This is a genomic window from Xanthomonas sp. CFBP 8445 (genome assembly GCF_025666235.1).
In the GTDB taxonomy this organism is placed as follows: Bacteria; Pseudomonadota; Gammaproteobacteria; order Xanthomonadales; family Xanthomonadaceae; genus Xanthomonas_A; species Xanthomonas_A indica.
On sequence record NZ_CP102594.1, the window covers coordinates 2,021,515 to 2,042,925 of the forward strand.

Sequence of the window (21,411 nt, forward strand, 5' to 3'; positions counted from 1 at the left end):
TTATGCCGGTAGGAGCGGCTTCAGCCGCGACGCTTTACCGGTAACGCCCATCGCGGCTGAAGCCGCTCCTACGACGTACGACGGGAGATGCACAGCCGCTTTACTTCTCGACAAATGCGCGCTCGAACACGTAGTGCCCCGGCGAACCGATGCGCGGCGAGGCGACGAAGCCGCGGGCGTCCAGGGTGTGGCGCAGGTCGGCCAGCATCTGCGGGCTGCCGCAGATCATCGCGCGGTCGTGTTCGGGGTTCAGCGGCGGCAGGCCGAGGGTGCGCTGCATCTCGCCGCTCTCGAGCAACTCGGTGAGGCGGCCGCGGTTGCGGAAGTCCTCGCGGGTCACCGCCGGGTAGTACAGCAGCTTCTCGCGGATGGTCTCGCCGAGGAACTCGTGCTGCGGCAGTTCCTTTTCGAAATAGTCACGGTAGGCCAGGTCCTTCTCGAAGCGCACGCCGTGGGTGAGGATCACCTTGTCGAAGCGCTCGTAGGTTTCCGGGTCCTTGATCACCGACAGCCACGGCGCCAGGCCGGTGCCGGTGCCCAGCAGGTACAGGTGGCGGCCCGGGTGCAGGTCGCTGATCAGCAGGGTGCCGGTGGGCTTCTTGCCGACCAGCACCGAATCGCCAGGCTTGATGTGCTGCAGGCGCGAGGTCAGCGGGCCGTCCGGCACCTTGATGCTGAAGAACTCCAGTTGCTCTTCCCAGTTGGCGCTGGCGATGGAATAGGCGCGCAGCAGCGGCCGCGTCTCCGTCTCCAGGCCGATCATCACGAACTGGCCGTTGTCGAAGCGGAAGCCGTCGTTGCGGGTGGTGGTGAAGCTGAAGTAGTCCTCGGTCCAGTGGCGGACATCGAGCACCGTTTCGGGGCCAAAAGCGGAAGACATGCCGTTGATCGTGATGGGGAAGGAACGGCGGCCATTCTACCCCATGCGGGTTCAAATGAGATCAACTCTCATTTGTGGCGCCGTGCCGATCCTGGCGAAGCGGCTCACTTCTCGAACGAGACCTCGTAGGACAGGTACAGCGGCGCCTGCGGCGGCGCCAGCAGCGGGCGTTGGCGCAGGAAACGCTCCAGGCACAGCGCGAGCGGGGTGGTCCCGTTGCGCCAGCTGGCGCCGACGCTGCCGTCGGCCTGCACCTGCACCACCACCGTGAACGGCGAGGTGTCCGGGCGTGGCGTGGCGCAACTGGCCACGCCCTCGTCCAGCGCCGCGCGCTGCAGGGTCTGCAGGCGTTCCTCCATCGCCGCAGGCAGGCTGGCCTCGTCGCGGTCGGCCAGGGCCTTGGCCGCGGCGTAGTCGGAGGGCGCTGGCGTCTCCGCGGCGGGAGCGGCAACGGCCGGGACGGCGAGGGCGGCGGCGAACAGACAGGGCAGGGTGCGGAGCATGGCGGCGTCGGAAGGGGGCGGACCAGGCTCAACGATACCCAGCGGCCTGCAATTCGAACAGTTCCGCGTAGCGGCCGCCCTGCGCCATCAGTTCGTCGTGGGTGCCGCTGGCCTCGATCCGGCCGTCGGCCAGGACCAGGATCCGGTCGGCCATGCGCACGCTGGAGAAACGGTGCGAGATCAGTACCGCGGTGCGGTTGTCGGACAGCTCCTTGAAGCGCTGGAACACCTCGAACTCGCTGCGCGCGTCCAGCGCGGCGGTCGGCTCGTCGAGGATCATCACTTGTGCGTCGCGCATGTAGGCGCGGGCGATGGCGATCTTCTGCCACTGCCCGCCGGACAGGTCCACGCCGGTCTTGAAGCGGCGCCCGATCACCTGCGCATAGCCCTGCGGCAGGCCGTCGATCAACTCGGCGGCCATCGCCCGCTGCGCGGCGGCGCGGATCCGCGGGGTGTCGTCCAGCGCGTCGACCTGGCCGACGCCGATGTTCTCGCCGGCGCTGAAGTGGTAGCGCACGAAGTCCTGGAAGATCACCCCGAGGTTGGCGCGCAGGTCGTCCAGGTCGTAGTCGCGCAGGTCGCGGCCGTCGAGCAGGATGCGGCCCTCGTCCGGGTCGTACAGGCGTGCCAGCAGCTTGACCAGGGTGGTCTTGCCGGCGCCGTTCTCGCCGACCAGGGCCAGCACTTCGCCGGCGCGCAGGGCGAAGTCCAGGTGCCGCACCGCCCACTGCTCGGCGTCCGGGTAGCGGAAGCCGACGTTCTCGAACACGAAGCCCTGCACGATCGGTCGCGGCACCGGCACCGCGCCGGGGCGGGTGCGGATCTCCGGGACGATGCGGAAGAACGAGTACAGGTCGTCCAGGTACAGTGCCTGCCCGGCCACCTGGGAAAAGCCGATCAGCAGCCCTTCCAGCAACTGCCGCAGGCGCAGGAAGCTGCCGGCCAGGAAGGTCAGGTCGCCGATGCTGAAGTCGCCGCGCACGGTGCGCCAGGCGATGTAGCCGTAGGCACCGTAGTAGCCCAGCGTGCCCAGCGCCGCCAGCAGCGTGCCCCACAGCATGCGCTTGCGCGCCAGCGCGCGGTTGGCCTGGAAGTAGCGGTCGGCGAGGGCGCGGTAGCGCGCGATCAGGAAGTTGTGCAGGTTGAAGATCTTCACTTCCTTGGCGGTCTCGACGCTGGCGCCGAGCTGGCGCAGGTAGTCGAGCTGGCGGCGCTCGGCCGTCCACTGGAAGTTGAGCGAGTAGCCCAGCGCGTTGAAGTGCGCCTCGCCGATGAAGGCCGGCACCAGTGCCACCGCCAGCAGGGCGATGAGCCAGGGCGCATAGACCAGCAGGCCGACCGCGAAGCTGACCACGGTGATCGCGTCCTGCACCTGGCCGAACAACTGGCTCATCAGGTTCATGCGGCCCATGGTCTGGCGCCGCGCGCGGTCCAGCCGGTCCTGCTGTTCCGGGTCCTCGAAATCCTCCAGGTCCAGTTGCGCGGCGTGCTCCATCAACTGCACGCTGGTGGTGTTGTTGAACAGCTCCGACAGCAGCGTGTCGGCATAGCTGACCAGCCGCCCGAGCAGGTCCGAGGCGATCGCCAGCGCCAGTTCCAGGGCCAGCAGTTCCAGCAGCCGGTTCAGGCGGCCACTGGCCAGGGCCTGGCCCAGCGCGTCGAAGCCGGGCGATTGCCCGACCAGGTGGATCGCCTCGTCGATGATCAGCTTGCCGACGTACAGCGAGGCCACCGGCAGCAGCGCGCGGATCACGCGCAAGCCGATGCTGCTGAGGGTCAGCCAGCGGCTGGTCTGCCAGATCTGGCGCAGGAACGGCGGCAGGTTGCGCATCGCGTCGAAGCGCTCGCGCAGGCTCGGGCCGGTGCGGGGCGCGGTGCGGGCGCCGCCGTGAGAAGGGGAAGAAGATGCCATCGGCGCATTGTGCCGGGGGCGGGTGTGGGCGGGGAGTGTGGGCTGCGCCGGGTCAGAGGCTGCACAGGGGCTGACGCCGGTGGCTGGCGCGCGATCTCATAAGGCGAGGCGTCGGTTAGTCTCGTCGATGTCCCGCCGAGGCCGTTGCCATGTCCGATCCCGTCGCGCCTATCGTCGCCCGCCTGGGTGCGTACCTGCCGTCGCGGCGCGAGCTGCTCGGTTGCACGGTCTTGGTCCTGTTCGCCGCCGCGCTGCTGTGGTGGGGCAACGTCGTCATGGTGGTGCTGACGCTTTCTTATGTGGGCTTCGCGATCGGCTACAGCCTGTTTCGCTTGTTCGGCGGCCGCGGCGGCATCGATCTCGGTGAGTTGTGGCGCGAGGTGCTCGATGCGGTGCTCGGTCTGTGCTGATGGGGTGTTGGTGGTGGTCGCTCTGCTTGGCGCGACGGCCGTGGCATGCATTGTCCCGTACCCTCACCCCAACCCCTCTCCCGGTGGGAGAGGGGCTGATCGCGGCGTCTTGAGGGGGCCTCTTTCGGCTTATTCGTCCAGCCGCAGCGTCAGGCACTTGGCGGCGCCGCCGGCCTTGAGGAACTCGTCCAGCGGGGTCTGTACCACGCGGTAGCCGATCGCGGCCAGGGCCGCGCACAGTCCGGGCGAGGCGCGGTTGAGCAGCAGGGTGTCGTCCAGGTCCACCGCGTTGCAGGCGAAGGCGAGGGCGTCGGCCTCGCTGACGACGATGCGCCGCGATGCCGGGACGTGCTGGGCGATCGCCTGCTGCGCGGCGGCGTCGAACGCGGCCGGGTAGTACAGCAGGTAGCCGTCGCGCAGCGGGCAGAAGCAGGTGTCCAGGTGATAGAAGCGCGCGTCGGTCAGACGCAGCGGCACCACCTCGATGTCCAGCAAGTCGGTCAGTTCGTGCGCCGCGGCCAGGTCGCTGCGGTGGCCGTGGCCCATCCACAGCCGGCGCGCGCCGCGGTCCAGCAGCGCATCGCCGGCGCCTTCGAAATACACCTGTTCCGGCAGTTCGCGAATGCGCAGGCCGGCCTGGCGGCACCAGGCGGTGAACAGGGCTTCCTCGCCACGGCGCTCGGCGTGGCGGAAGCGGCTGGGCACGAAGCCGTCGCCGAGCACCAGGCCGGCGTTGGCGCTGAACACCATGTCCGGCAGGCCCGGCGCGGCAGCAATGCACTCGACGCGGGCACCTGCCGCCTCGGCGGCGGCCACCAGCGCGTTCCACTGCGCCTGCGCGCGCTCGCGGCTGGCGGCGTGGACGTTGCCTTCCATCCAGGGGTTGATCACGTAGTCCACCGCGAAGTGCTGCGGCGCGCACATCAGCAGGCGGTGGCGATAGCTGGCGCTGGCGCGGGACTGCGGTTCGGGGGAAGCGAGGGCCAGGTCGGCCTCATCGGCCAGGCCGACAGCAAGGACGTTCTCGATCATGCGCGCGCTCCGCGTCGGGGATGCGCGCCACGCTAGCGGCGCCGTGTTGCGAGGACATGTCGGTGGGCGTGTTGCGGGATTGGGGATTCGGGATTGGGGATTCGTGGAAGCAGAACCGCGCGCTCTGTGGGTCTGCCTGCATTGGCGCGTGGGTAGTGTCCAGCGGCGAGCACTCGGGATTCGGGAAGCACCACGCATCCTTGTCGACTGCGCGATCCTGCCCCCGAATCCCGAATCCCGAATCCCGAATCCCGAATCCCCGATCCCAGCGCGCAGCGCCTTTACGGCAGCGCCGGCTGCAGCCCGACGCCCAACCGATTCCAGGCGTTGATCACCGCCACCGCCATGCTCAGTGCGCTGATCCCGGCCGGGTCGAACTGCGCCGCGAGTGCCTCATAGACGGACTGCGCCGGCGCGCCCGCGGGCAGCGTGGTCAGCGCCTCGGCCCAGTCCAGCGCGGCGCGCTCGCGGGCGTCGAAGAAGCGGCTGTCGCGCCAGGCGGCGAGGGTATCGAGCTTGCGCGGTTCGGTGCCGGCGCGGCGCAGCGCGGTGGCATGCATGTCGATGCAGTAGGCGCAGCCGTTGAGTTGGGAGACGCGCAGGAACACCAGTTCGGTGAGGGCGCTGCCGAGCGGGCCGCCGTGGACCTGCTGGCTGGCGCCGAGCAGGGCGCGGTACGCCTCGGGTTCGTGGCGGGTGTAGTCGATACGGTGGAAGTGCATGGCGGCTCGCCCATGGCGGCCACCATGGCCGCCTTCCCCTCCAGGACGCGGCGGGGCGCGCCGGCGTGACAGGGCCGCGAAGCTCAGTCGTCGGCGCCAGGCGGGGCCGTCGGCACCGGCAGCTTGTCCGGGTTCATCAGGGTCAGCACCTCGGCGATGCGCTCGCCGTCGATCACCAGCACGGTCGCCGAATGCAGCCGCGGCCCCAGGAAGCGCAGGATCGCCGGTTCGCCGTTGACCGTGCCGATCCGCGCCTGCAGGCCCAGGTTGCGCCGCGCCACGGCCCAGTACAGCCGGCCGATGCGCTCGGCGCCGTGCAACGGGCGCAGGCTGGCGGTAACCTTGCCGCCGCCGTCGGAGCGCAACTGCGCGTCGGCATGTAGCAAGGCGGCGATGGCGGCGCGGTCGCCGCGCTGCGAGGCGTGCAGGAAGCGCTCCAGCAACTCGCGGTGGCGCTCGGGCGTGACCGCGAAGCGCGCCTGGCCCTGGCCGAGCCGCGCGCGCGCCCGGTGCACCAGTTGCCGGCAGCCGGCCTCGCTGCGCTCCAGGGTGCGGCCGATCTGCGCGTAGTCGTAGTCGAACGCCTCCTTCAGCAGGAACGCGGCGCGCTCGTGCGGGCCGAGCCGCTCCAGCAGCGCCAGGAACGCCAGCGACACCTGTTCGGTGCGGTCATGGCGCTCGGCCGGGTCGGCGGCGTCGGCGATCTCCAGCGGTTCGGGCAGCCACGGGCCGACGTAGTGGACGCGGGCGCTGCGCGCCGCGCGCAGGCGGTCCAGGCCGAGCCGGGTGGTGGCGGTCACCAGCCAGGCTTCGGGGTCGCGGATCGCGCCGCGGTCGCTGGCCTGCCAGCGCAGCCAGGCATCCTGCACGGTGTCTTCGGCGTCGGCGCGGCTGCCGAGCAGGCGGTAGGCCAGGCCGAACAGCCGGGGGCGGTGGGATTCGAAGGTCGGATCGTGGGTCATGACGACCAGGACGGAACAGGGCGTGCCGGCGTGACAGCGGGCGGGGCCGCCACTTTGCCCTAAAATGAGCGGGTTTCCCCCCGCCAGCCGCAGAGCCAGCCGTGACCTCGATCAAGCAGGAAGACCTCATCCAGTCCGTCGCCGACGCGCTGCAGTACATCAGCTACTACCACCCGGTCGACTACATCAAGAACCTGTCCGCGGCCTACGAGCGCGAGCAGTCGCCGGCGGCCAAGGACGCCATCGCGCAGATCCTGATCAATTCGCGCATGTGCGCCGAGGGCCACCGGCCGATCTGCCAGGACACCGGCATCGTCACCGTATTCCTCGAGATTGGCATGAACGTGCGCTGGGACGACGCCACCATGGGCGTGGAGGACATGGTCAACGAGGGCGTGCGCCGCGCCTACAACCATCCGGACAACAAGCTGCGCGCTTCGGTGCTGGCCGACCCTGCCGGCAAGCGCCAGAACACCAAGGACAACACCCCGGCCGTGGTCAACGTGAAGGTCGTCCCCGGTGACACGGTGGACGTCATCGTCGCGGCCAAGGGCGGCGGCTCGGAGGCCAAGAGCAAGTTCGCCATGCTCAATCCCTCCGACTCCATCGTCGACTGGGTGCTCAAGACCGTGCCGACCATGGGCGCCGGCTGGTGCCCGCCGGGCATGCTCGGCATCGGCATCGGCGGCACCGCCGAGAAGGCGATGCTGCTGGCCAAGGAAGCGCTGATGGAGCCGATCGACATCGTCGATCTGCAGGCCCGCGGCGCGTCCAACCGTGCCGAGGAACTGCGCCTGGAGCTGTACGAGAAGGTCAACGCGCTGGGCATCGGCGCGCAGGGCCTGGGCGGCCTGACCACGGTGCTGGACATCAAGGTCAAGGACTATCCGACCCACGCCGCCAACCTGCCGGTGGCGATGATCCCCAACTGCGCGGCCACCCGCCATGCGCACTTCACCCTGGACGGCAGCGGCGCGGTGATGCTGGATCCGCCCTCGCTGGAAGACTGGCCCAAGCTCACCTACAACCCGACCAACGCGCGCCGGGTGAACCTGGACACCATCACCCGCGAGGACGTGGCCAGCTTCAAGCCGGGCGAGACCATCCTGCTCAACGGCAAGCTGCTGACCGGTCGCGACGCCGCGCACAAGCGCATGATCGACATGCTCAACCGCGGCGAGACGCTGCCGGTGGATTTCACCAACCGCTTCATCTACTACGTCGGTCCGGTCGATCCGGTGCGCGACGAAGTGGTCGGCCCGGCCGGCCCCACCACCGCCACGCGCATGGACAAGTTCACCCGGCAGATGCTGGAGCAGACCGGCCTGCTGGGCATGGTCGGCAAGTCCGAGCGCGGCGATGCGGCGATCGCCGCGATCCGCGACAACAAGGCCGTGTACCTGATGGCGGTCGGCGGCTCGGCCTATCTGGTGTCCAAGGCGATCAAGGCCAGCAAGGTGCTGGCGTTCGAAGACCTGGGCATGGAGGCGATCTACGAGTTCGAGGTCAAGGACATGCCGGTGACCGTGGCGGTCGATGCCAGCGGCGAGTCGGTGCACAAGACCGGCCCGCGCGAGTGGCAGGCGCGCATCGGCAAGATCCCGGTGGTGGTCGAGGCCTGATCGGCGGCAGCGCGAACGCCGGCGTGGATGCCGGCGTTGTGCGTGGCGCTGGCGGTGCGCCGGCGTCGCGGCAATAATCGGCGCTGGTTCGCCTCCGGGGAAAGCGTCGTGTCCATCGTGCTTTACGGCTCGCCCAGTACCGCCTCGTTCGTCGTGCACTGGTTGCTGATCGAACTGCAGGTCGATTTCGAACTGCGCATGCTCGATTTCGACCGCCAGGAGCAGAAAAGTCCCGAGTATCTGGCGCTCAACCCGCAGGGACGCGTGCCGACCCTGGTGCTGGACGGACAGGTGCTGACCGAATCGGTCGCCATCGCCATGCACCTGGCCGACCTGTATCCGCATGCCGGCCTGGCGCCGCCGCCCGGCACGCCAGAGCGCGCGGCCTACTACCGCTGGATGCTGTTCGGCGCCTACACCCTGATGCCGGCCTACCGCGATTGGTTCTATCCCGACGAACCGGCCGGCGCCGAGAATGCCGAGCGCGTGCGCGCCAACGCCCGCGCGTTCCTGGAAAAGGCCTGGGACGAGGTGGCGACCCAACTGGAGCAGGGCGGTCCCTACCTGCTCGGCGAGCACTGCAGCGCCGCCGACTTCGTGCTGGTCATGCTGATGCGCTGGTCGCGCAACATGTCGCGGCCCACCGACACCTGGTCGGCACTAAAGGCGTTGGCCGACAGGATGAAGGCGCGCCCGGCGTTCCACGAAGCCTATCGGCGGGAGGGCATTACCGATTGGATGTGAGTGGCGACGCGGGGCGTCGCGCCGGATGTCGGCGGCCGCGTTGGCTGGCGTCGGTTGCGGGGTTTTCGATTGCGTTCTTAGTGCATCGCGCTGGCGCTCGCACCATCCGCACTAGCGCGCGCGCTTTTTCCTTGCCTTCGACCTGGGAGTCGAACTAACGCTGCATGGATTGGGCAGGCGCACTGGCCGTTCGCGTGGTGTGCCACACACATGAAAGCGCCGCGTAGGCCAAGTAGCGCATGGCCTTGCCACCCTGCGTCACGTTGTCGCACCCGCTTCCCTGGTCCGTTCGCTGCTGTCAGTGCCGCCTAGAATGGCGCCGTGTCCGCCCTCCGCGCTCCCGCCCGACTGCGCCGCCTGATGCGCTGGCCCGCCTTGCTGGCCGCGCTGTTGCTGGTGGTCGCGCCGGTGGCCAGCCGCCTGCTCGAGGCGGCGGTACTGCCGGTGCCGTTGTGCACCTCGATCGGATTGCAGGCCGACGCGGACGTGCCGCCGCAGCACGGCGCCGTCAATGCCGGCCATGAAGACGCGTCGGGTGTGCAGCGCGACCATGGCCTGGCGCACGCCGCCTGCGACTACTGCCTGCTCGCCGCACGGCTGTTGCCGTGGCTGGCGATCGTTCTGCTGCTGGCCGCTGCGCTGCCCGCGCCTGCAGCCGCGACGCCATTGCGCCATCGCATCCACGCTGCCGTGCGCTGGCGCGCGCACGCCGCACGCGCACCGCCACTCAATCTCCAGAACGCTCTCCTGTTTCCGGTGCGCTAGGCGCGCCGGCGCCGTTCCTTTCTGGAGTCCAATCCATGTCCCACTTCCTGCCGTCGCCCACGCGGGCGGCGTTGTCGTGCTGCATCCTCGCCAGTCTGTTTCCTGCGTTCGGCCATGCCGAGACGCCCGACGCCACCACCCTCGACCGGATGCAGGTGACCGCCACCGCCCCGGTCGCGCCGCTGACCTGGACGGTGGATCCGAAGTTGCCGCGGCAGCCGGTGCCGGCCAGCGACGGCGCCGACTATCTGAAGACCGTGCCCGGCTTCGCCGCGATCCGCAACGGCGGCACCAACGGCGATCCGGTGCTGCGCGGCATGTTCGGCTCGCGGCTCAACGTGCTCAGCAACGACGGCACCCTGGTCGGGGCGTGCCCGGCGCGCATGGACAATGCCTTGTCCTACATCGCCCCGGAAACCTTCGACCGGCTCACCATCGTCAAGGGCCCGCAGACCGTGCGCTGGGGACCCGGCGCCTCCGCCGGCACCGTGCGCTTCGAGCGCGATACACCGCACTACGCCGGGCCGACGCTGGAGGGCGAGGCCAGTGCGCTGGTCGGCTCCTGGAACCGCAATGACCAGAACCTGGACCTGCGCGGCGGCAACCGCAGCGGCTACGCGCGCGTGGACGCCAACCGCTCCGAGTCCGGCGACTACCGCGATGGCGACGGTGCGGTGGTGCCCGCACGCTGGCGCAAATGGAATGCCGATGCCGCGGTCGGCTGGACCCCGGACCCGGACACCGTGCTGGAGTTCTCCGCCGGTAGCGGCGATGGCCTGGCGCGCTACGCCGGGCGCAGCATGGACGGCACCCAGTTCCGCCGCACCAGCTACGCCGCGCGCTTCGAGCGCACCGACCTGCCCGGCGCCTGGGAGGCGCTGCGCGCCAACGCCTACGTCAACGATGCCGACCACGTCATGGACAACTACACGTTGCGCCGGCCCAACCCGCAGTCGGCGATGCCGATGCCGATGGCTTCCAACGTCGACCGGCGCATCCGCGGCGGGCGCGTGGAGTCGGAGTGGCGCTGGGACCAGGTCGTGGTCCAGGCCGGCCTCGACAGCCAGCAAAGCCGCCACCGCGACCGCAGCGCCAGCGGCGAGGGCGCGTACCGGAGCGTGCCGTGGCGTACCGACGCGCGCTTCGACAATCTTGGCGCGTTCACTGAAGCCACCTTCGGCGCCGGCACGGCGCAACGCTGGATCGCAGGCCTGCGCCTGGATCGCGCGCAGGTCGAGGACACCCGCCGCAGCGTCGGCATGATGGGCATGCCCAATCCCACCGCCGGACAGACGCGCCGCGAAGACCTGGGCAGCGGCTTCCTGCGCGTGGAGCGCACCCTCTCGGCCGACACGGTCTGGTATGCCGGCCTCGGCCGCAGCGCGCGCATGCCCGACTACTGGGAACTGTTTTCCGCCGACATGGGCCCGAGCGGCGCGGCCAACGCCTTTGCCGGGCTGCGCCCCGAGCGCACCACCCAGCTCGATCTCGGCCTGCAGTACCGCGGCGCGACCGTGCAGGGCTGGGTCTCCGCCTACGCCGGGCGGGTGCAGGACTTCATCCTGTTCACCTATGCCGAGGGCGGGATGATGGGCACCACCACCCGCGTCGACAACGTCGATGCGCGCATCGCCGGCGCCGAGGCTGGACTGGACTGGCAGCCGCTGCCGGGCCTGACCCTTGGCGGCACGCTGGCCTATGCCTGGGGCGAGAACCGCAGCGACGGCACGCCATTGCCGCAGATGCCGCCGCTGGAATCGCGGCTGCAGGTGCAGTGGGAAGGGCAACGCTGGTCGGCCGGGGCGCTGCTGCGCGCGGTCGCGCGGCAGGGTCGGGTGGCGTTGGGCCAGGGCAACGTGGTCGGCCGCGACCTCGGCCGCAGCGCCGGTTTCGCCACGCTGGGGCTGAGCGGCGGCTACCGGGTCAGCGAGGGGCTGCGGCTGAGCGCCGGCATCGACAACGTGTTCGACCGGCGCTACAGCGAACATCTCAACCTGGCCGGCAGTGCCGATTTCGGCTTCCCGGCCGACCCGGTGCGCATCGCCGAACCGGGCCGCAACCTGTGGCTGAAGGGCAACTACCGGTTCTGAGCGACCGGCGCACGCGACGCCCAGGCGGGCGCCGCGTGCGTCGCTCAGGCGTGGCCGATCAGAACCATTCCAGCAGCGAGATGCCCACGCCGACGTAGGTGGCGCGGTGGTTGTAGTCGATCATGCTCTCGCCGTAGCCATCGAACACCTGCACATGGCCGCGCAGCAGGTTGCTGATCGGGAAGCCCCAGTCCAGCTGCACCGCGCCGTGCGAACGGTCGCCGCCGCGCAGCGAGTGCCGCGCCATCAGCGCCACCTCGTGGCCGTTGCGGTTGTAGATCAGGGTCGCGTCGCCGCGGCCCATGTAGTCCTCGATGTCCGGGTTGTTGTCCTGCTTGCGGCTCTCCGGGATGCGGTACCAGGGGCGCAGCACCAGCGCCCAGTTGTCGCGGTCCAGGCCGATGTTGAGCATCGCCCGGTTCCAGCTGCGCGACAGCGGATCGCTGCGGCCGTTGGACTGGTGGGTCAGCTGGATGCCGGTCATCCGCCCCTTCCAGCCGAACAGGCTGTAGTTGTTGCGGAACACCAGCATCACTTCCGGCTCGTAGTTGGTCTCGCGGAACGGCCGCGACTGCTCCGAGTTGTAGACCTGCCAGCGCGAGCTCTGGGTGTAGCCGCCCCACAGGTCGCCGTTGTCGCCGAAGATGTTCTCCACGATCTTGGTCTTGAAGCTCAGCTGGAACTTCGCCTCCAAGCTGTCCAGCGGCTCGGCGGTGGTCACCGTGTTGGCGGGGTTCGGCGAGGACGGCAGTTCGTTCTTCTTGCTGGTCCAGAACGCCGGCAGCAGGTACACCGGCTTGTAGGCGCGCAACTGGAAGGTGCCCAGCTTGGAGTCCTTGGCCAGCTCCCAGCGGCTGTCCAGCAGCGAGCCCTTGCCGGCATTGGCGATGGTGCTGTCGTAGCGATCCTCCTTGAAGATCGCCGCGGCCCGCTGGCGGGTGCGTTCGGCGACGCCGGCGTCCTCCGGCAGGGTCGCGTCCAGTTTCTGCTTCTGGCGTTCGCTGGCGGCCTGCGCCGCGGCGTCCGCGGCCTGCGGGTCGGCGGTCCGGCGCGACAGTGCCTGGTCGTAGCAAGCCAGGCGGGCGGCATCGCTGGAGATGGCCACGCAGGCTTCCGGCGAGGCGGGGGTGGGCAGGACTTCCTGCGCGTGCGCAAGCGGCACGGCCGCGATCGACAGCAGTAACAGGGGGCGGACCTGGCGGTGGGACATGCGGTTCTCGCTGCAACGGGCGGCGCGGGCGGGTGGTGCGCTGCCGGGGTGAATGGCCGGCAGGGAAAATACAGGAAGTGACGACAACAGGGTCATCACACGTTCATGCTGTCGCCGCGACGCGGTCTTCAGGCGTGCTGCGTCAGAGCAGCCAGGCCACCGCGAACAGCGCCAGCATCGCCAGCGCCAGGCCAAGCTTGGCAGCGGTGCCCAGCACGATCCCAAGCCAGGTACCGACCCCGACCCGCGTCGCCTGCCGCAGTTCGCGGCCGTGCCAGTACTCCCCGACCAGGGCGCCGACGAAGGGGCCGACGAACAGCCCGATCGGCATGAAGAGCATGCCGGCGATCCCGCCCAGCACCGACCCCCACAGCGCCTTGCGGCTGGCGCCGACGCGCTGCGCGCCGAACGCGGTGGCCAGCAGGTCGACCAGCAGCGACAGTGCGGTGAGCACGCCGAGCACGGTCAGCGTCGGCCAGCCCACGCGCTGGAAGCCGTCGGCCCAGGCCGCCAGCAGCAGCCCGGCGAACATCAGCGGCGTCCCCGGCAGGGCCGGCAGCACCACCCCCGCCAGCCCGACCAACACCAGCAGTCCGGCACACAGGTAATAGATGAACGCAGGGTCCACGTGGCTCACCGCGGGGGAGATTTGGGGGTTGACAGATGGGGTCTTTTTGCGGATTGCATTTTCATTTTGACCGGGGTAAGTTGCAGCCGCTGCGTTTGCAAAGGTCACCGTGAATCGTGGCCTGATGCGGTAGATCCATCGATCCGCTACATCGTTATACCTCGCTTCCTCCTTGCAACCAGCCGCCGCACCCCCGGCGTACCCACCCCTGAGACGTGTTCCAAGGAGTAAGTCCATCATGAACGGCAATCGCGAAAACGGCACCGTGAAGTGGTTCAACGATGCCAAGGGTTTCGGTTTCATCAGCCGCGAGAACGGCGAAGACGTGTTCGTGCACTTCCGCGCCATCCAGACCCAGGGCTTCAAGAGCCTGAAGGAAGGCCAGAAGGTCAGCTTCACCGTGGTGCAGGGTCAGAAGGGCCTGCAGGCCGACGCGGTGCAGCCGCTCTGAGTCGCCGCCGCGCGCCGCGGTGCGCCACGCGCAGCAAAAAGGCCCGCATTGCGGGCCTTTTTGCATGTCAGGCAATGCCGCCGGCGCGAATCAGCGCGGCACCACGCGCCCGTTGACCACGCGCACGTAGGTGTTCTCGCGCACGCCGGCCAGGTCGCGCTGGTTGACCACGATCACCCGCCCGTCGTCCATCTGCACGTGCACGTCGTAGGTGTCGCTGGTGACGTTCTTCTGGATCTGGTTGCCGGCCAGCGCGCCGGCCGCCGCGCCGGCCACCGCCGACACGTTCTGGTTGCCCTTGCTGCCGCCGGTGTGGTCGGAAATCTCGTGGCCGGCGACCGCGCCGACGATGCCGCCCAGGATCGCGCCCGTGGCCGACGGCGCAGTGCGGCCCGACGGCACGGTGTCGATGCGGGTGACGATGCCGCAGTCGGCGCAGCGGGTCTGGGTGTAACCGCCGCGCGCCGGCTGGCTGTAGCCGCCGCCGTAACCGCCGCCATAGCCGGGGGACGTGGCGCAGCCTGCCAGCGCCAGGGTCGCCACGGCCGCGGTGGCCATCAGTTGAATCTTCATGGGTGCTCTCCTCGACAGACAGTATGTGGAGCGCGGCGGCAGCGCCGCGTTCGCACGCATCCTGTCCACCCCTGCGTGAATGCAACGCCAACCCTGGCAGGCGCCGTTCAGCCTCGCCGCGGCCGGCGTCAGCGGCAATTCATGCAAGCGTGCGAGGGCGCGTTCGGCACACAGCGCGTCTGCGGCTCAGCGCTATGCGCGATGGCACGTCCGTGGAAACGCGGATCGTATCGGCATCGATCCGCGCGATTGCATGCCGCCAGACAGGCTGGACGTTCTTCCTGTCTCGCTGCACGTTCAGCGGAAATCGCGGTGGCAGGCGTCGCAGCGTTCGTCGATCTGCTGGCGGGCCTGCGCCAGCGCGGCGCAGTCGGCCGGCGGCGGCGCCAGTGCCGCGTCGACGCCCGCGCGCAAGGCATCGGCATGCTCGCGAAAGCGGCTGTCGTCGGCCAGGTCGGGGAAGGCCGTGTCCAGTTCGTCGCCGAGCAGGCGCAAGGTGCGCAGGCGCGCCTGCGGACCGGCGCCACTGCATTGCCGGTGCGCGGTGTCGCGTTCGAGCAACGCCAGTTGCTTGCCCATGACCTGCATCAGGCTGCGCGGGAACGGATCCTGCCGCGCCTGCACCGCGCGCAGCGCCATCACCGTCAGCACCAGGCCGAGCAGCAGCCCGGCCAGCAACACGAACAGATAGCGGGAAGCGGAGGTGGGCGCAGGCGGCTTGGCCATCGGAGCAGGCGCAGCGGGATGGAGTCCCGATGGTACGCCTGTGGCAACGCGTCGCGCACGAGCGCCCAGACCGCTGCGGGGAATCGCCTATCCCCAATCCCCAATCCCCAATCCCGGCCTAAAATAGGCGGATGAACGAACAATGGCGCGAGCGTTTCGCCGGCATCGACCGGCTCTACGGGCAAGGAACGATCGGGCGGCTGGCGCAGTGCCGGGTGGCGGTGGTGGGCATGGGCGGGGTCGGCTCGTGGGTGGTGGAGGCACTGGCGCGCTCGGCGGTCGGGCATCTGACCCTGATCGACGCCGACGACATCTGCGTGTCCAACACCAACCGGCAGCTGCCGGCGCTGGCCGGGCAGTACGGTCGCAACAAGGCCGTGGCCATGGCCGAGCGCTGCGTGGCGATCAATCCGCAGATCGAGGCGGTCGCGGTCGAGGCCTTCCTGACCCCGACCAACATCGCCGAACTGCTCGATGCCGGCTTCGACCTGGTGATCGACGCCTGCGACAGCTTCCGGGTCAAGGTCGAGACCATCGCCTGGTGCCGGCGGCGCAAGCTGCCGCTGCTGACGGTGGGCTCGGCCGGCGGACGCACCGATCCGACCCTGGTGCGGATCCGCGACGTGTCGCGGACCGAGCACGACGCGATGCTGGCGCTGATCCGCAAGAAGCTGCGCAGCGAATTCAACTTCCCCAAGAACCCGCAGCGCTATTTCGGCGTGCCGGCCGTGTACTCGCTGGAAAACGTGCGCTACCCGCAGGCCGACGGCAGCGTCTGCGGACTGCGGCCGGCGCTGGGGCCGGATGCGGCCTTGAACCTGGACTGTGGCGCCGGCCTTGGCGCGGCCACCCACATCACCGGTGCGTTCGCCTTCGCCGCGGTCGGCAAGGCCCTGGAGATGCTGTTGAAGCGCGTCGCGGCGCGCGAGGCCGCGGCCGCCTAGCGCGTTGCGGCTGGCGGCGGCGCAGCGTTCGCCAGGTTGCGCTCGGTCCCGGCCTGCAGCGTGGCCAGCCGTTCCAGGTCCTGCGCCGGCTGCGGTCGGCCGAACAGGAAGCCCTGGAAGTGCCGGCAGCCCATCGCCGAGAGCATCTCGCACTGCTGCGCATCCTCGATGCCTTCGGCGAGCGCAACCATGCCCATCACCTCGGAGATCTCCACGATCTTGGCCAGCAGGCGCCGCGAGGATTCGTCGGCCTTGGCGTCGTTGACGAACTGCCGGTCGATCTTGAGCTTGGTGACGGGGAGCGTCCTGAGCATCGCCAGCGACGAGAAGCCGGTGCCGAAGTCGTCCAGTGCCCAGCCGATGCCGAACGTCTTGAGTTCGTGCATCTTGGCGCGCACCCCGGCGGTGTCCACATACAGCGCCGACTCGGTCAGCTCGAATTCCAGCGATGCCGGCGCCACGCCCTCGCTGGTGATCACCTGCTTCACCGAGGCCACGAAGTTGGGATCGAGCAACTGCACCGGGCTGACGTTCACCGCCACCACCAGCGCACGTAGGTCCGGTTCCAGCGACCAGCGCCGCAGCGTGCGGCAGACCTGGCGCAGCACTTCCAGTCCCACTTCGCGAATCAATTGGCTCTCTTCGGCCAGCGGGATGAACTTGTCCGGAGTCAGCAGCTTGCCGCTGGGGTGCCGCCAGCGCACCAGCGCCTCGGCCCCGAGCATATGGCCGTGCGCGTTGACCTGCGGCTGGTACAACACCTCGATCTCGCTGTTGCCGACCGCACGCGCCAACTCCCGCTCCAGCGAAATGCGCGCGTTCACGTCGTTGCGGTAGATGTGCAGGATCGCCGCCAGCAAGCCGGCCGCGCACGCCATGTTGGAGATCGCGCCGAGCCGGCGCATCCCCAGCGGTGGCGAGGACGCCGGCGCCAGCCAGTCCAGTTCGCCCGAGCCGAACGCGACGAAGGCGCCCAGGCAGGCCAGCGGGAACACCAGCGCGCGGTAGCGGCGGCTGCGGTCGAACACGAACAGCGCGCCGGCCGCAAGCGGCAGGAAGAAGGTGTGCACCGAGCGCGGCACCGTGCCGATCGGCGCGTCGATGATCGAGATCACCAGCACCACGACGAAGATGCCGTGCGCCACCAGCGACAGCGAGGCTTCGTCGCAATGGCGGCGGCGGCCCAGCGCCAGCAGGCCCACGGCGGTCAGTCCGACGAAGGCGAACGCCAACTCCGGCCGGCCGTAATACAGGTAGCACACGGTCCACAGGGCGCCGAGCGTGGTGCACGAGACCCCGGCCAGGGTCAGGGTGCTGCGCATCTTGCGGCTGCGATTGCTGTCGCGGAATTTCAGGGAGACCCAGCTTTCGCCGTTGGAGGCGGGTTTTTCCGAACTCGTGCCGCTCTTCATCGTCGCAGCGCCCGCGTGCGCGCCGTCGTCGTTCGCGCCGGAGCGGCAGCGGAGGACGACGCGATCGCATGCGTGCGCCGCGCGCCGTGGAGAAGCGGGTAGGGAATGCGGCTTGCCGGTTGTTTCACGCCAGGAGGATCCGATCTGCCAGAACGCGCGCCATCGAGCCGGCCGCCAAGCCTTTGCTGAGAGCGAACGGATTCACACTCCGGTGCCTGGCGGACAAAGGAGCCGCTCGCCGTTTCAGCGCGGTGCACAGTAGCAGAAGCAAGTGCGCCGAAACGCGGTCGAAAGGCAGTCATCCACCTGCCCAGTTCACAGTTTCGTACGAAAGCCGTTTCGACAGGCGAGGTGTCACGCCGATCGCCTTGCCGTCGCGCCGTGCGTGGCCGGCGTGTAGCGTCTGTACCTGCGTCAATGCGTCAGTAAGCGACGTGCAGTGTCGGAATTGCGGTGCGCAGGGACGCGCCGCGTCAGGTGGTGACAGGCGTCGCGGCGCGCGTATCGGGCAGGCCGAACAGGCGTCGTGCGTTGGCCGTGGTCTGCGCGGCAATGGCCGCGGCAGGTGCGTCGCGCAGCGCGGCGATGGTGTCCAGCACCGTGCGCAGCCGCGCCGGTTCGTTGCGCTGCCCGCGGATCGCCGCATCGGGCTGGTCCGGCGCATCGGTCTCCAGCAGCAGTTGCTCCAGGGGCGCCGTGGCGGCGAGCCGGCGCAGGCGCTGCGCCCGTTCGTAGGTGACCGGCCCGCCGAGGCCGATCAGGAAATCCAGCGAACGCAACTGCGCGGCCTGTTCGGCGCTGCCGGCGAAACTGTGCACCACGCCACGCACGCCGCCGACCTTGCGGATCGCCAGGATCACCGCGTCCACCGCACGCCGCGCATGCACGATCACCGGCAGGTCGAACGCTCGTGCCAGTTGCAGTTGCCCGACGAAATACCGCTGCTGCTCGGCTTCGTCCAACCCTTCGACGAAGAAGTCCAGGCCGCATTCGCCGATGGCGCAGGGGCGCTCGCGTTCGATCCATTGGCCGAGCAAGGGCAGGTGCTCGGGGCGGTGCCGACCCAGGAACAGCGGATGCAGGCCATACGCCGGATACAGGCCGGGCGCGGCCGCGCATACATCACGCAGTTTGGGCCAGGAGGCCGCAGTGATCGCCGGCACCACCTGCGCCTGGACGCCTGCCGCCTGCGCGCGTGCGATCACCGCGGCACGGTCCGGGTCGAACTCCTCCGCATCCAGGTGGCAATGGCTGTCGATCAACTGCATCGGCGCTCAGCGGCGCACGCGCTGCGCGGTGGAGGTCAGCGGTTCGTCGGTGGCCGGCGCCGGCGTGCGGCTCTTCCAGTTGGCCAGCAGCAAGGTGCCCAGGCCGAACACGATCTCGTCGATGAAGGGCACCGGGTCGGGCAGCAGCACGCTCAGCACGAACAGCCCGGCGGTGATCTTGAACAGCGTCGGGTAGCGCAATTTGCCCGCCCAGCGCAGCAGCGGATACACGATCGGATTGGGCACGGCACGTCCTCCGGGGAGCGGTGGAAACGCTAACAGCCTCGATATGGCGACGTTCTGGCGGCGTTACCAGTCGCGGCGCCGACGCATTGCTGAATAGGGAGCGGATTGGTTCAGCTTCCGCATGGTAATCACAGCACCGTAGACAACGCGGTCAGCCCGCAGGAGAGCACACATGAAAAGCACTACGACAACCGTTCTGGTCGCGGCTGGCGCCTTGCTGGTCGGCGGCGTCGCCACCGCGGCCTTCATGAACAATCGCGACAAACCGGTGGACGTCGCCAACAGCGACGTGCGTCCGGCCCTGGACAATACGCGTGGCGACAGCGCGCTGGACAACAGCGTCGGCGGCAAGCTGGACTACGCCGACGTGGTGCGGGTCGACCCGATCACCCAGAAACAGCAGCGCTATGCCGAGGTGATCGGTACCGAGCCACTGCGCGAGACCTCCACCACCACCACCCCGCGCCAGGTCTGCAATGACGTGGTGGTGCAGGAGCGCCTGCCCGAGCGCGACGGCAACGTCGGCGGCACCGTGGTCGGTGCGCTGGTCGGCGGCCTGCTCGGCAACCAGGTGGGTCATGGTAATGGCCGCAAGGCCGCGACCGCGGCCGGCGCGGTGGCCGGCGGCTTCATCGGCAACCGCATCGACCAGAACCACGTCGGCGGCCGCGTGGTCGACCGCACCGAGCGCCAGTGCCACACCGAGAACAGCACTGCGCAGTCCTCGACCATCACCGGCTACAACGTGACCTACCGCAACGACGACGGCACCACCGGCACCATGCGCATGGACAGCAAGCCGGGCAGCCGCATCGCCATGGGCACGCAGGACGTGGTCAAGGGCTACGACGTGACCTATCGCTACGACGGCCAGGAAAAGACCGTGCGCATGGATGACCGCCCGAACAGCGACCGCCTGCCGGTCCTGGACGGCCGCCTGGTCACCCAGACCGCCTCGGCCGGCGACAGCGACGTCAGCCAGCGCTGAGTCGCACCCACGCTGCACCTCCCTCCGAAGGCCGGCGCTTGCGCCGGCCTTCGTCTGTCTGCGGGCGGCAGCGCGGGCGGGGCCGATACAATGCGGCTTTCGCCGTGGACACCCGCCATGCCCTTGCCTTGCGACGACCTGTTCAACGTAGCCGCGCTGCTGACCGAGGAAGAACGCGCGATCCAGCAGGCGGTGGCGCGCTTCGTCGATGCCAGGGTGCTGCCGGTGATCGGCGACGCCTTCGACCAGGCGCGGTTCCCGCGCGAACTGGTGCCGGAACTGGCGCAGTTGGGATTGCTCGGTGCCAGCCTGCCGGCCGGGCAGGGCGGTGGCGGCCTCAACGCGGTCTGCTACGGCCTGATCTGCCAGGAACTGGAGCGCGGCGACAGCGGACTGCGCAGCTTCGTCAGCGTGCAGTCCTCGCTGTGCATGTACCCGATCCACGCCTACGGCAGCGACGCGCAACGCCAGCGCTGGCTGCCGGCGATGGCCGCCGGCACCGCGATCGGCTGCTTCGGCCTGACCGAGGCGCAGGGCGGCTCCGACCCGGCGGCGATGCAGACCCGCGTGGTGCGCGACGGCGATGGCTGGCGCCTGAGCGGCAGCAAGATGTGGATCACCAACGGCAGCATCGCCGACGTGGCGATCGTGTGGGCGCAGACCGAGGACGGCATCCAGGGCTTCCTGGTCGAGGCCGGCACCCCGGGCTTCGGCACCCAGGACATCACCCACAAGATGAGCCTGCGCGCCTCGGTGACCTCGGCGCTGTTCTTCGACGACGTACGCCTGCCCGACAGCCAGCGCCTGCCCGGCGTGCGCGGGCTGAAGGGGCCGCTGGGCTGCCTGACCCAGGCCCGCTACGGCATCAGTTGGGGCGCGATCGGCGCGGCCATCGCCTGCTTGCGCGAGGCGCTGGCCTACGCCGGCGAGCGCATGCTGTTCGGGCGGCCGCTGGCGGCGACCCAGAGCGCGCAGATCAAGCTCGCCGACATGGCGCGGCGCATCGCCACCGCGCAGTTGCTGGCGCTGCAGCTGGGCCGGCTCAAGGATGCCGGCACGCTGCAGCCGGCGCAGGTGTCGCTGGCCAAGTGGAACAACGTGCGCATGGCGCTGGACATCGCCCGCGAATGCCGCGACCTGCTCGGCGGCGCCGGCATCACCACCGACTACGGCGCGATCCGCCATGCGCTGAACCTGGAATCGGTGATCACCTACGAAGGCACCGAAACCGTGCACCAGTTGGTGGTCGGTCGCGAGCTGACCGGCATCAATGCGTTTTGAATCCATGTCCCGCGCGCGGCGCGGGCCCGTTTTGCAGGAGAA

The 21,411-nt window shown here is 69.5% G+C and carries 22 protein-coding genes; 9 read left to right on the plus strand and 13 right to left on the minus strand.

Features of this window, described 5'->3' with window-relative positions:
• Positions 1-100: 100 nt before the first annotated feature.
• The 3 genes from NUG21_RS08530 to NUG21_RS08540 all read right to left on the minus strand — a co-directional run bounded on the left by NUG21_RS08530 (position 101) and on the right by NUG21_RS08540 (position 3,295).
• Positions 101-880, minus strand: a complete 780-nt coding sequence (locus NUG21_RS08530) for a ferredoxin--NADP reductase (protein WP_026143480.1) — start codon at positions 878-880, stop codon at positions 101-103.
• A gap of 104 nt (positions 881-984) precedes the next feature.
• Positions 985-1,383: a hypothetical protein gene (locus NUG21_RS08535; protein WP_263392808.1), complete on the minus strand. Its 399-nt coding sequence runs from the start codon at positions 1,381-1,383 to the stop codon at positions 985-987.
• Between the two features lie 28 nt (positions 1,384-1,411).
• Positions 1,412-3,295 carry an ABC transporter ATP-binding protein gene (locus NUG21_RS08540; protein WP_160946000.1) on the minus strand — a complete coding sequence of 628 codons (1,884 nt, stop codon included), beginning with the start codon at positions 3,293-3,295 and terminating at the stop codon, positions 1,412-1,414.
• A 149-nt stretch (positions 3,296-3,444) separates the two neighbouring features.
• On the opposite strand from NUG21_RS08540, the gene NUG21_RS08545 reads away from it, so the two are divergent.
• Positions 3,445-3,705 (plus strand): hypothetical protein, encoded by a 261-nt coding sequence (locus tag NUG21_RS08545; RefSeq protein ID WP_019797813.1) that lies wholly within the window; start codon positions 3,445-3,447, stop codon positions 3,703-3,705.
• Positions 3,706-3,834: 129 nt separating this feature from the next.
• On the opposite strand, the gene NUG21_RS08550 is transcribed toward NUG21_RS08545, so the two are convergent.
• From NUG21_RS08550 to NUG21_RS08560, 3 genes are all read right to left on the minus strand, one after another.
• Positions 3,835-4,737, minus strand: coding sequence for a dimethylarginine dimethylaminohydrolase family protein (locus NUG21_RS08550; protein ID WP_263392809.1), 903 nt, complete (start codon positions 4,735-4,737; stop codon positions 3,835-3,837).
• Positions 4,738-5,018: 281 nt separating this feature from the next.
• Positions 5,019-5,459: a carboxymuconolactone decarboxylase family protein gene (locus NUG21_RS08555; protein WP_263392810.1), complete on the minus strand. Its 441-nt coding sequence runs from the start codon at positions 5,457-5,459 to the stop codon at positions 5,019-5,021.
• An 83-nt stretch (positions 5,460-5,542) separates the two neighbouring features.
• Positions 5,543-6,421, minus strand: coding sequence for an RNA polymerase sigma-70 factor (locus NUG21_RS08560; RefSeq protein WP_263392811.1), 879 nt, complete (start codon positions 6,419-6,421; stop codon positions 5,543-5,545).
• Between the two features lie 101 nt (positions 6,422-6,522).
• Here NUG21_RS08560 and NUG21_RS08565 point away from each other — a divergent pair, with 101 nt between their 5' ends.
• The 4 genes from NUG21_RS08565 to NUG21_RS08580 all read left to right on the plus strand — a co-directional run bounded on the left by NUG21_RS08565 (position 6,523) and on the right by NUG21_RS08580 (position 11,642).
• Positions 6,523-8,043, plus strand: a complete 1,521-nt coding sequence (locus NUG21_RS08565) for a fumarate hydratase (protein WP_160946005.1) — start codon at positions 6,523-6,525, stop codon at positions 8,041-8,043.
• Positions 8,044-8,151: 108 nt separating this feature from the next.
• Positions 8,152-8,787: a glutathione S-transferase family protein gene (locus NUG21_RS08570; protein WP_263392812.1), complete on the plus strand. Its 636-nt coding sequence runs from the start codon at positions 8,152-8,154 to the stop codon at positions 8,785-8,787.
• A gap of 321 nt (positions 8,788-9,108) precedes the next feature.
• Positions 9,109-9,552 carry a DUF2946 family protein gene (locus NUG21_RS08575; protein ID WP_263392813.1) on the plus strand — a complete coding sequence of 148 codons (444 nt, stop codon included), beginning with the start codon at positions 9,109-9,111 and terminating at the stop codon, positions 9,550-9,552.
• Between the two features lie 35 nt (positions 9,553-9,587).
• Positions 9,588-11,642: a TonB-dependent copper receptor gene (locus tag NUG21_RS08580; RefSeq protein ID WP_263392814.1), complete on the plus strand. Its 2,055-nt coding sequence runs from the start codon at positions 9,588-9,590 to the stop codon at positions 11,640-11,642.
• A 58-nt stretch (positions 11,643-11,700) separates the two neighbouring features.
• Here NUG21_RS08580 and NUG21_RS08585 read toward each other — a convergent pair whose 3' ends face one another.
• Complete coding sequence (locus tag NUG21_RS08585) at positions 11,701-12,852, minus strand: phospholipase A (protein WP_263392815.1); 1,152 nt, start codon at positions 12,850-12,852, stop codon at positions 11,701-11,703.
• A 142-nt stretch (positions 12,853-12,994) separates the two neighbouring features.
• Positions 12,995-13,480, minus strand: coding sequence for a DUF456 domain-containing protein (locus NUG21_RS08590; RefSeq protein WP_263392816.1), 486 nt, complete (start codon positions 13,478-13,480; stop codon positions 12,995-12,997).
• A gap of 235 nt (positions 13,481-13,715) precedes the next feature.
• Here NUG21_RS08590 and NUG21_RS08595 point away from each other — a divergent pair, with 235 nt between their 5' ends.
• Positions 13,716-13,931, plus strand: coding sequence for a cold-shock protein (locus tag NUG21_RS08595; RefSeq protein ID WP_029562316.1), 216 nt, complete (start codon positions 13,716-13,718; stop codon positions 13,929-13,931).
• A gap of 90 nt (positions 13,932-14,021) precedes the next feature.
• Here the strand turns inward: NUG21_RS08595 and NUG21_RS08600 are convergent, their stop codons facing one another.
• Together NUG21_RS08600 and NUG21_RS08605 are read right to left on the minus strand one after the other, a co-directional pair.
• A complete protein-coding gene (locus NUG21_RS08600) occupies positions 14,022-14,504 on the minus strand; it encodes a glycine zipper 2TM domain-containing protein (protein WP_017912805.1) in 483 nt (160 codons plus the stop codon).
• A 297-nt stretch (positions 14,505-14,801) separates the two neighbouring features.
• Entirely contained in the window at positions 14,802-15,230 is a 429-nt protein-coding gene (locus NUG21_RS08605) for a hypothetical protein (protein WP_263392817.1), read from the minus strand.
• Between the two features lie 131 nt (positions 15,231-15,361).
• Here NUG21_RS08605 and NUG21_RS08610 point away from each other — a divergent pair, with 131 nt between their 5' ends.
• A complete protein-coding gene (locus NUG21_RS08610) occupies positions 15,362-16,174 on the plus strand; it encodes a tRNA threonylcarbamoyladenosine dehydratase (protein WP_263392818.1) in 813 nt (270 codons plus the stop codon).
• Here the strand turns inward: NUG21_RS08610 and NUG21_RS08615 are convergent.
• The 3 genes from NUG21_RS08615 to NUG21_RS08625 all read right to left on the minus strand — a co-directional run bounded on the left by NUG21_RS08615 (position 16,171) and on the right by NUG21_RS08625 (position 19,100).
• Positions 16,171-17,586 (minus strand): putative bifunctional diguanylate cyclase/phosphodiesterase, encoded by a 1,416-nt coding sequence (locus NUG21_RS08615; protein ID WP_263392819.1) that lies wholly within the window; start codon positions 17,584-17,586, stop codon positions 16,171-16,173. The two genes, NUG21_RS08610 and NUG21_RS08615, sit on opposite strands and share 4 nt — an antisense overlap.
• Positions 17,587-18,059: 473 nt before the next feature.
• Entirely contained in the window at positions 18,060-18,854 is a 795-nt protein-coding gene (locus NUG21_RS08620) for a TatD family hydrolase (protein ID WP_263392820.1), read from the minus strand.
• A 6-nt stretch (positions 18,855-18,860) separates the two neighbouring features.
• A complete protein-coding gene (locus NUG21_RS08625) occupies positions 18,861-19,100 on the minus strand; it encodes a DUF6116 family protein (RefSeq protein ID WP_019796330.1) in 240 nt (79 codons plus the stop codon).
• Positions 19,101-19,272: 172 nt separating this feature from the next.
• Between NUG21_RS08625 and NUG21_RS08630 the strand changes: the two genes are divergently transcribed.
• Positions 19,273-20,088 (plus strand): glycine zipper 2TM domain-containing protein, encoded by an 816-nt coding sequence (locus tag NUG21_RS08630; RefSeq protein ID WP_317852478.1) that lies wholly within the window; start codon positions 19,273-19,275, stop codon positions 20,086-20,088.
• Positions 20,089-20,205: 117 nt separating this feature from the next.
• Positions 20,206-21,369 (plus strand): acyl-CoA dehydrogenase family protein, encoded by a 1,164-nt coding sequence (locus NUG21_RS08635; RefSeq protein WP_263392821.1) that lies wholly within the window; start codon positions 20,206-20,208, stop codon positions 21,367-21,369.
• Positions 21,370-21,411: the final 42 nt, after the last annotated feature.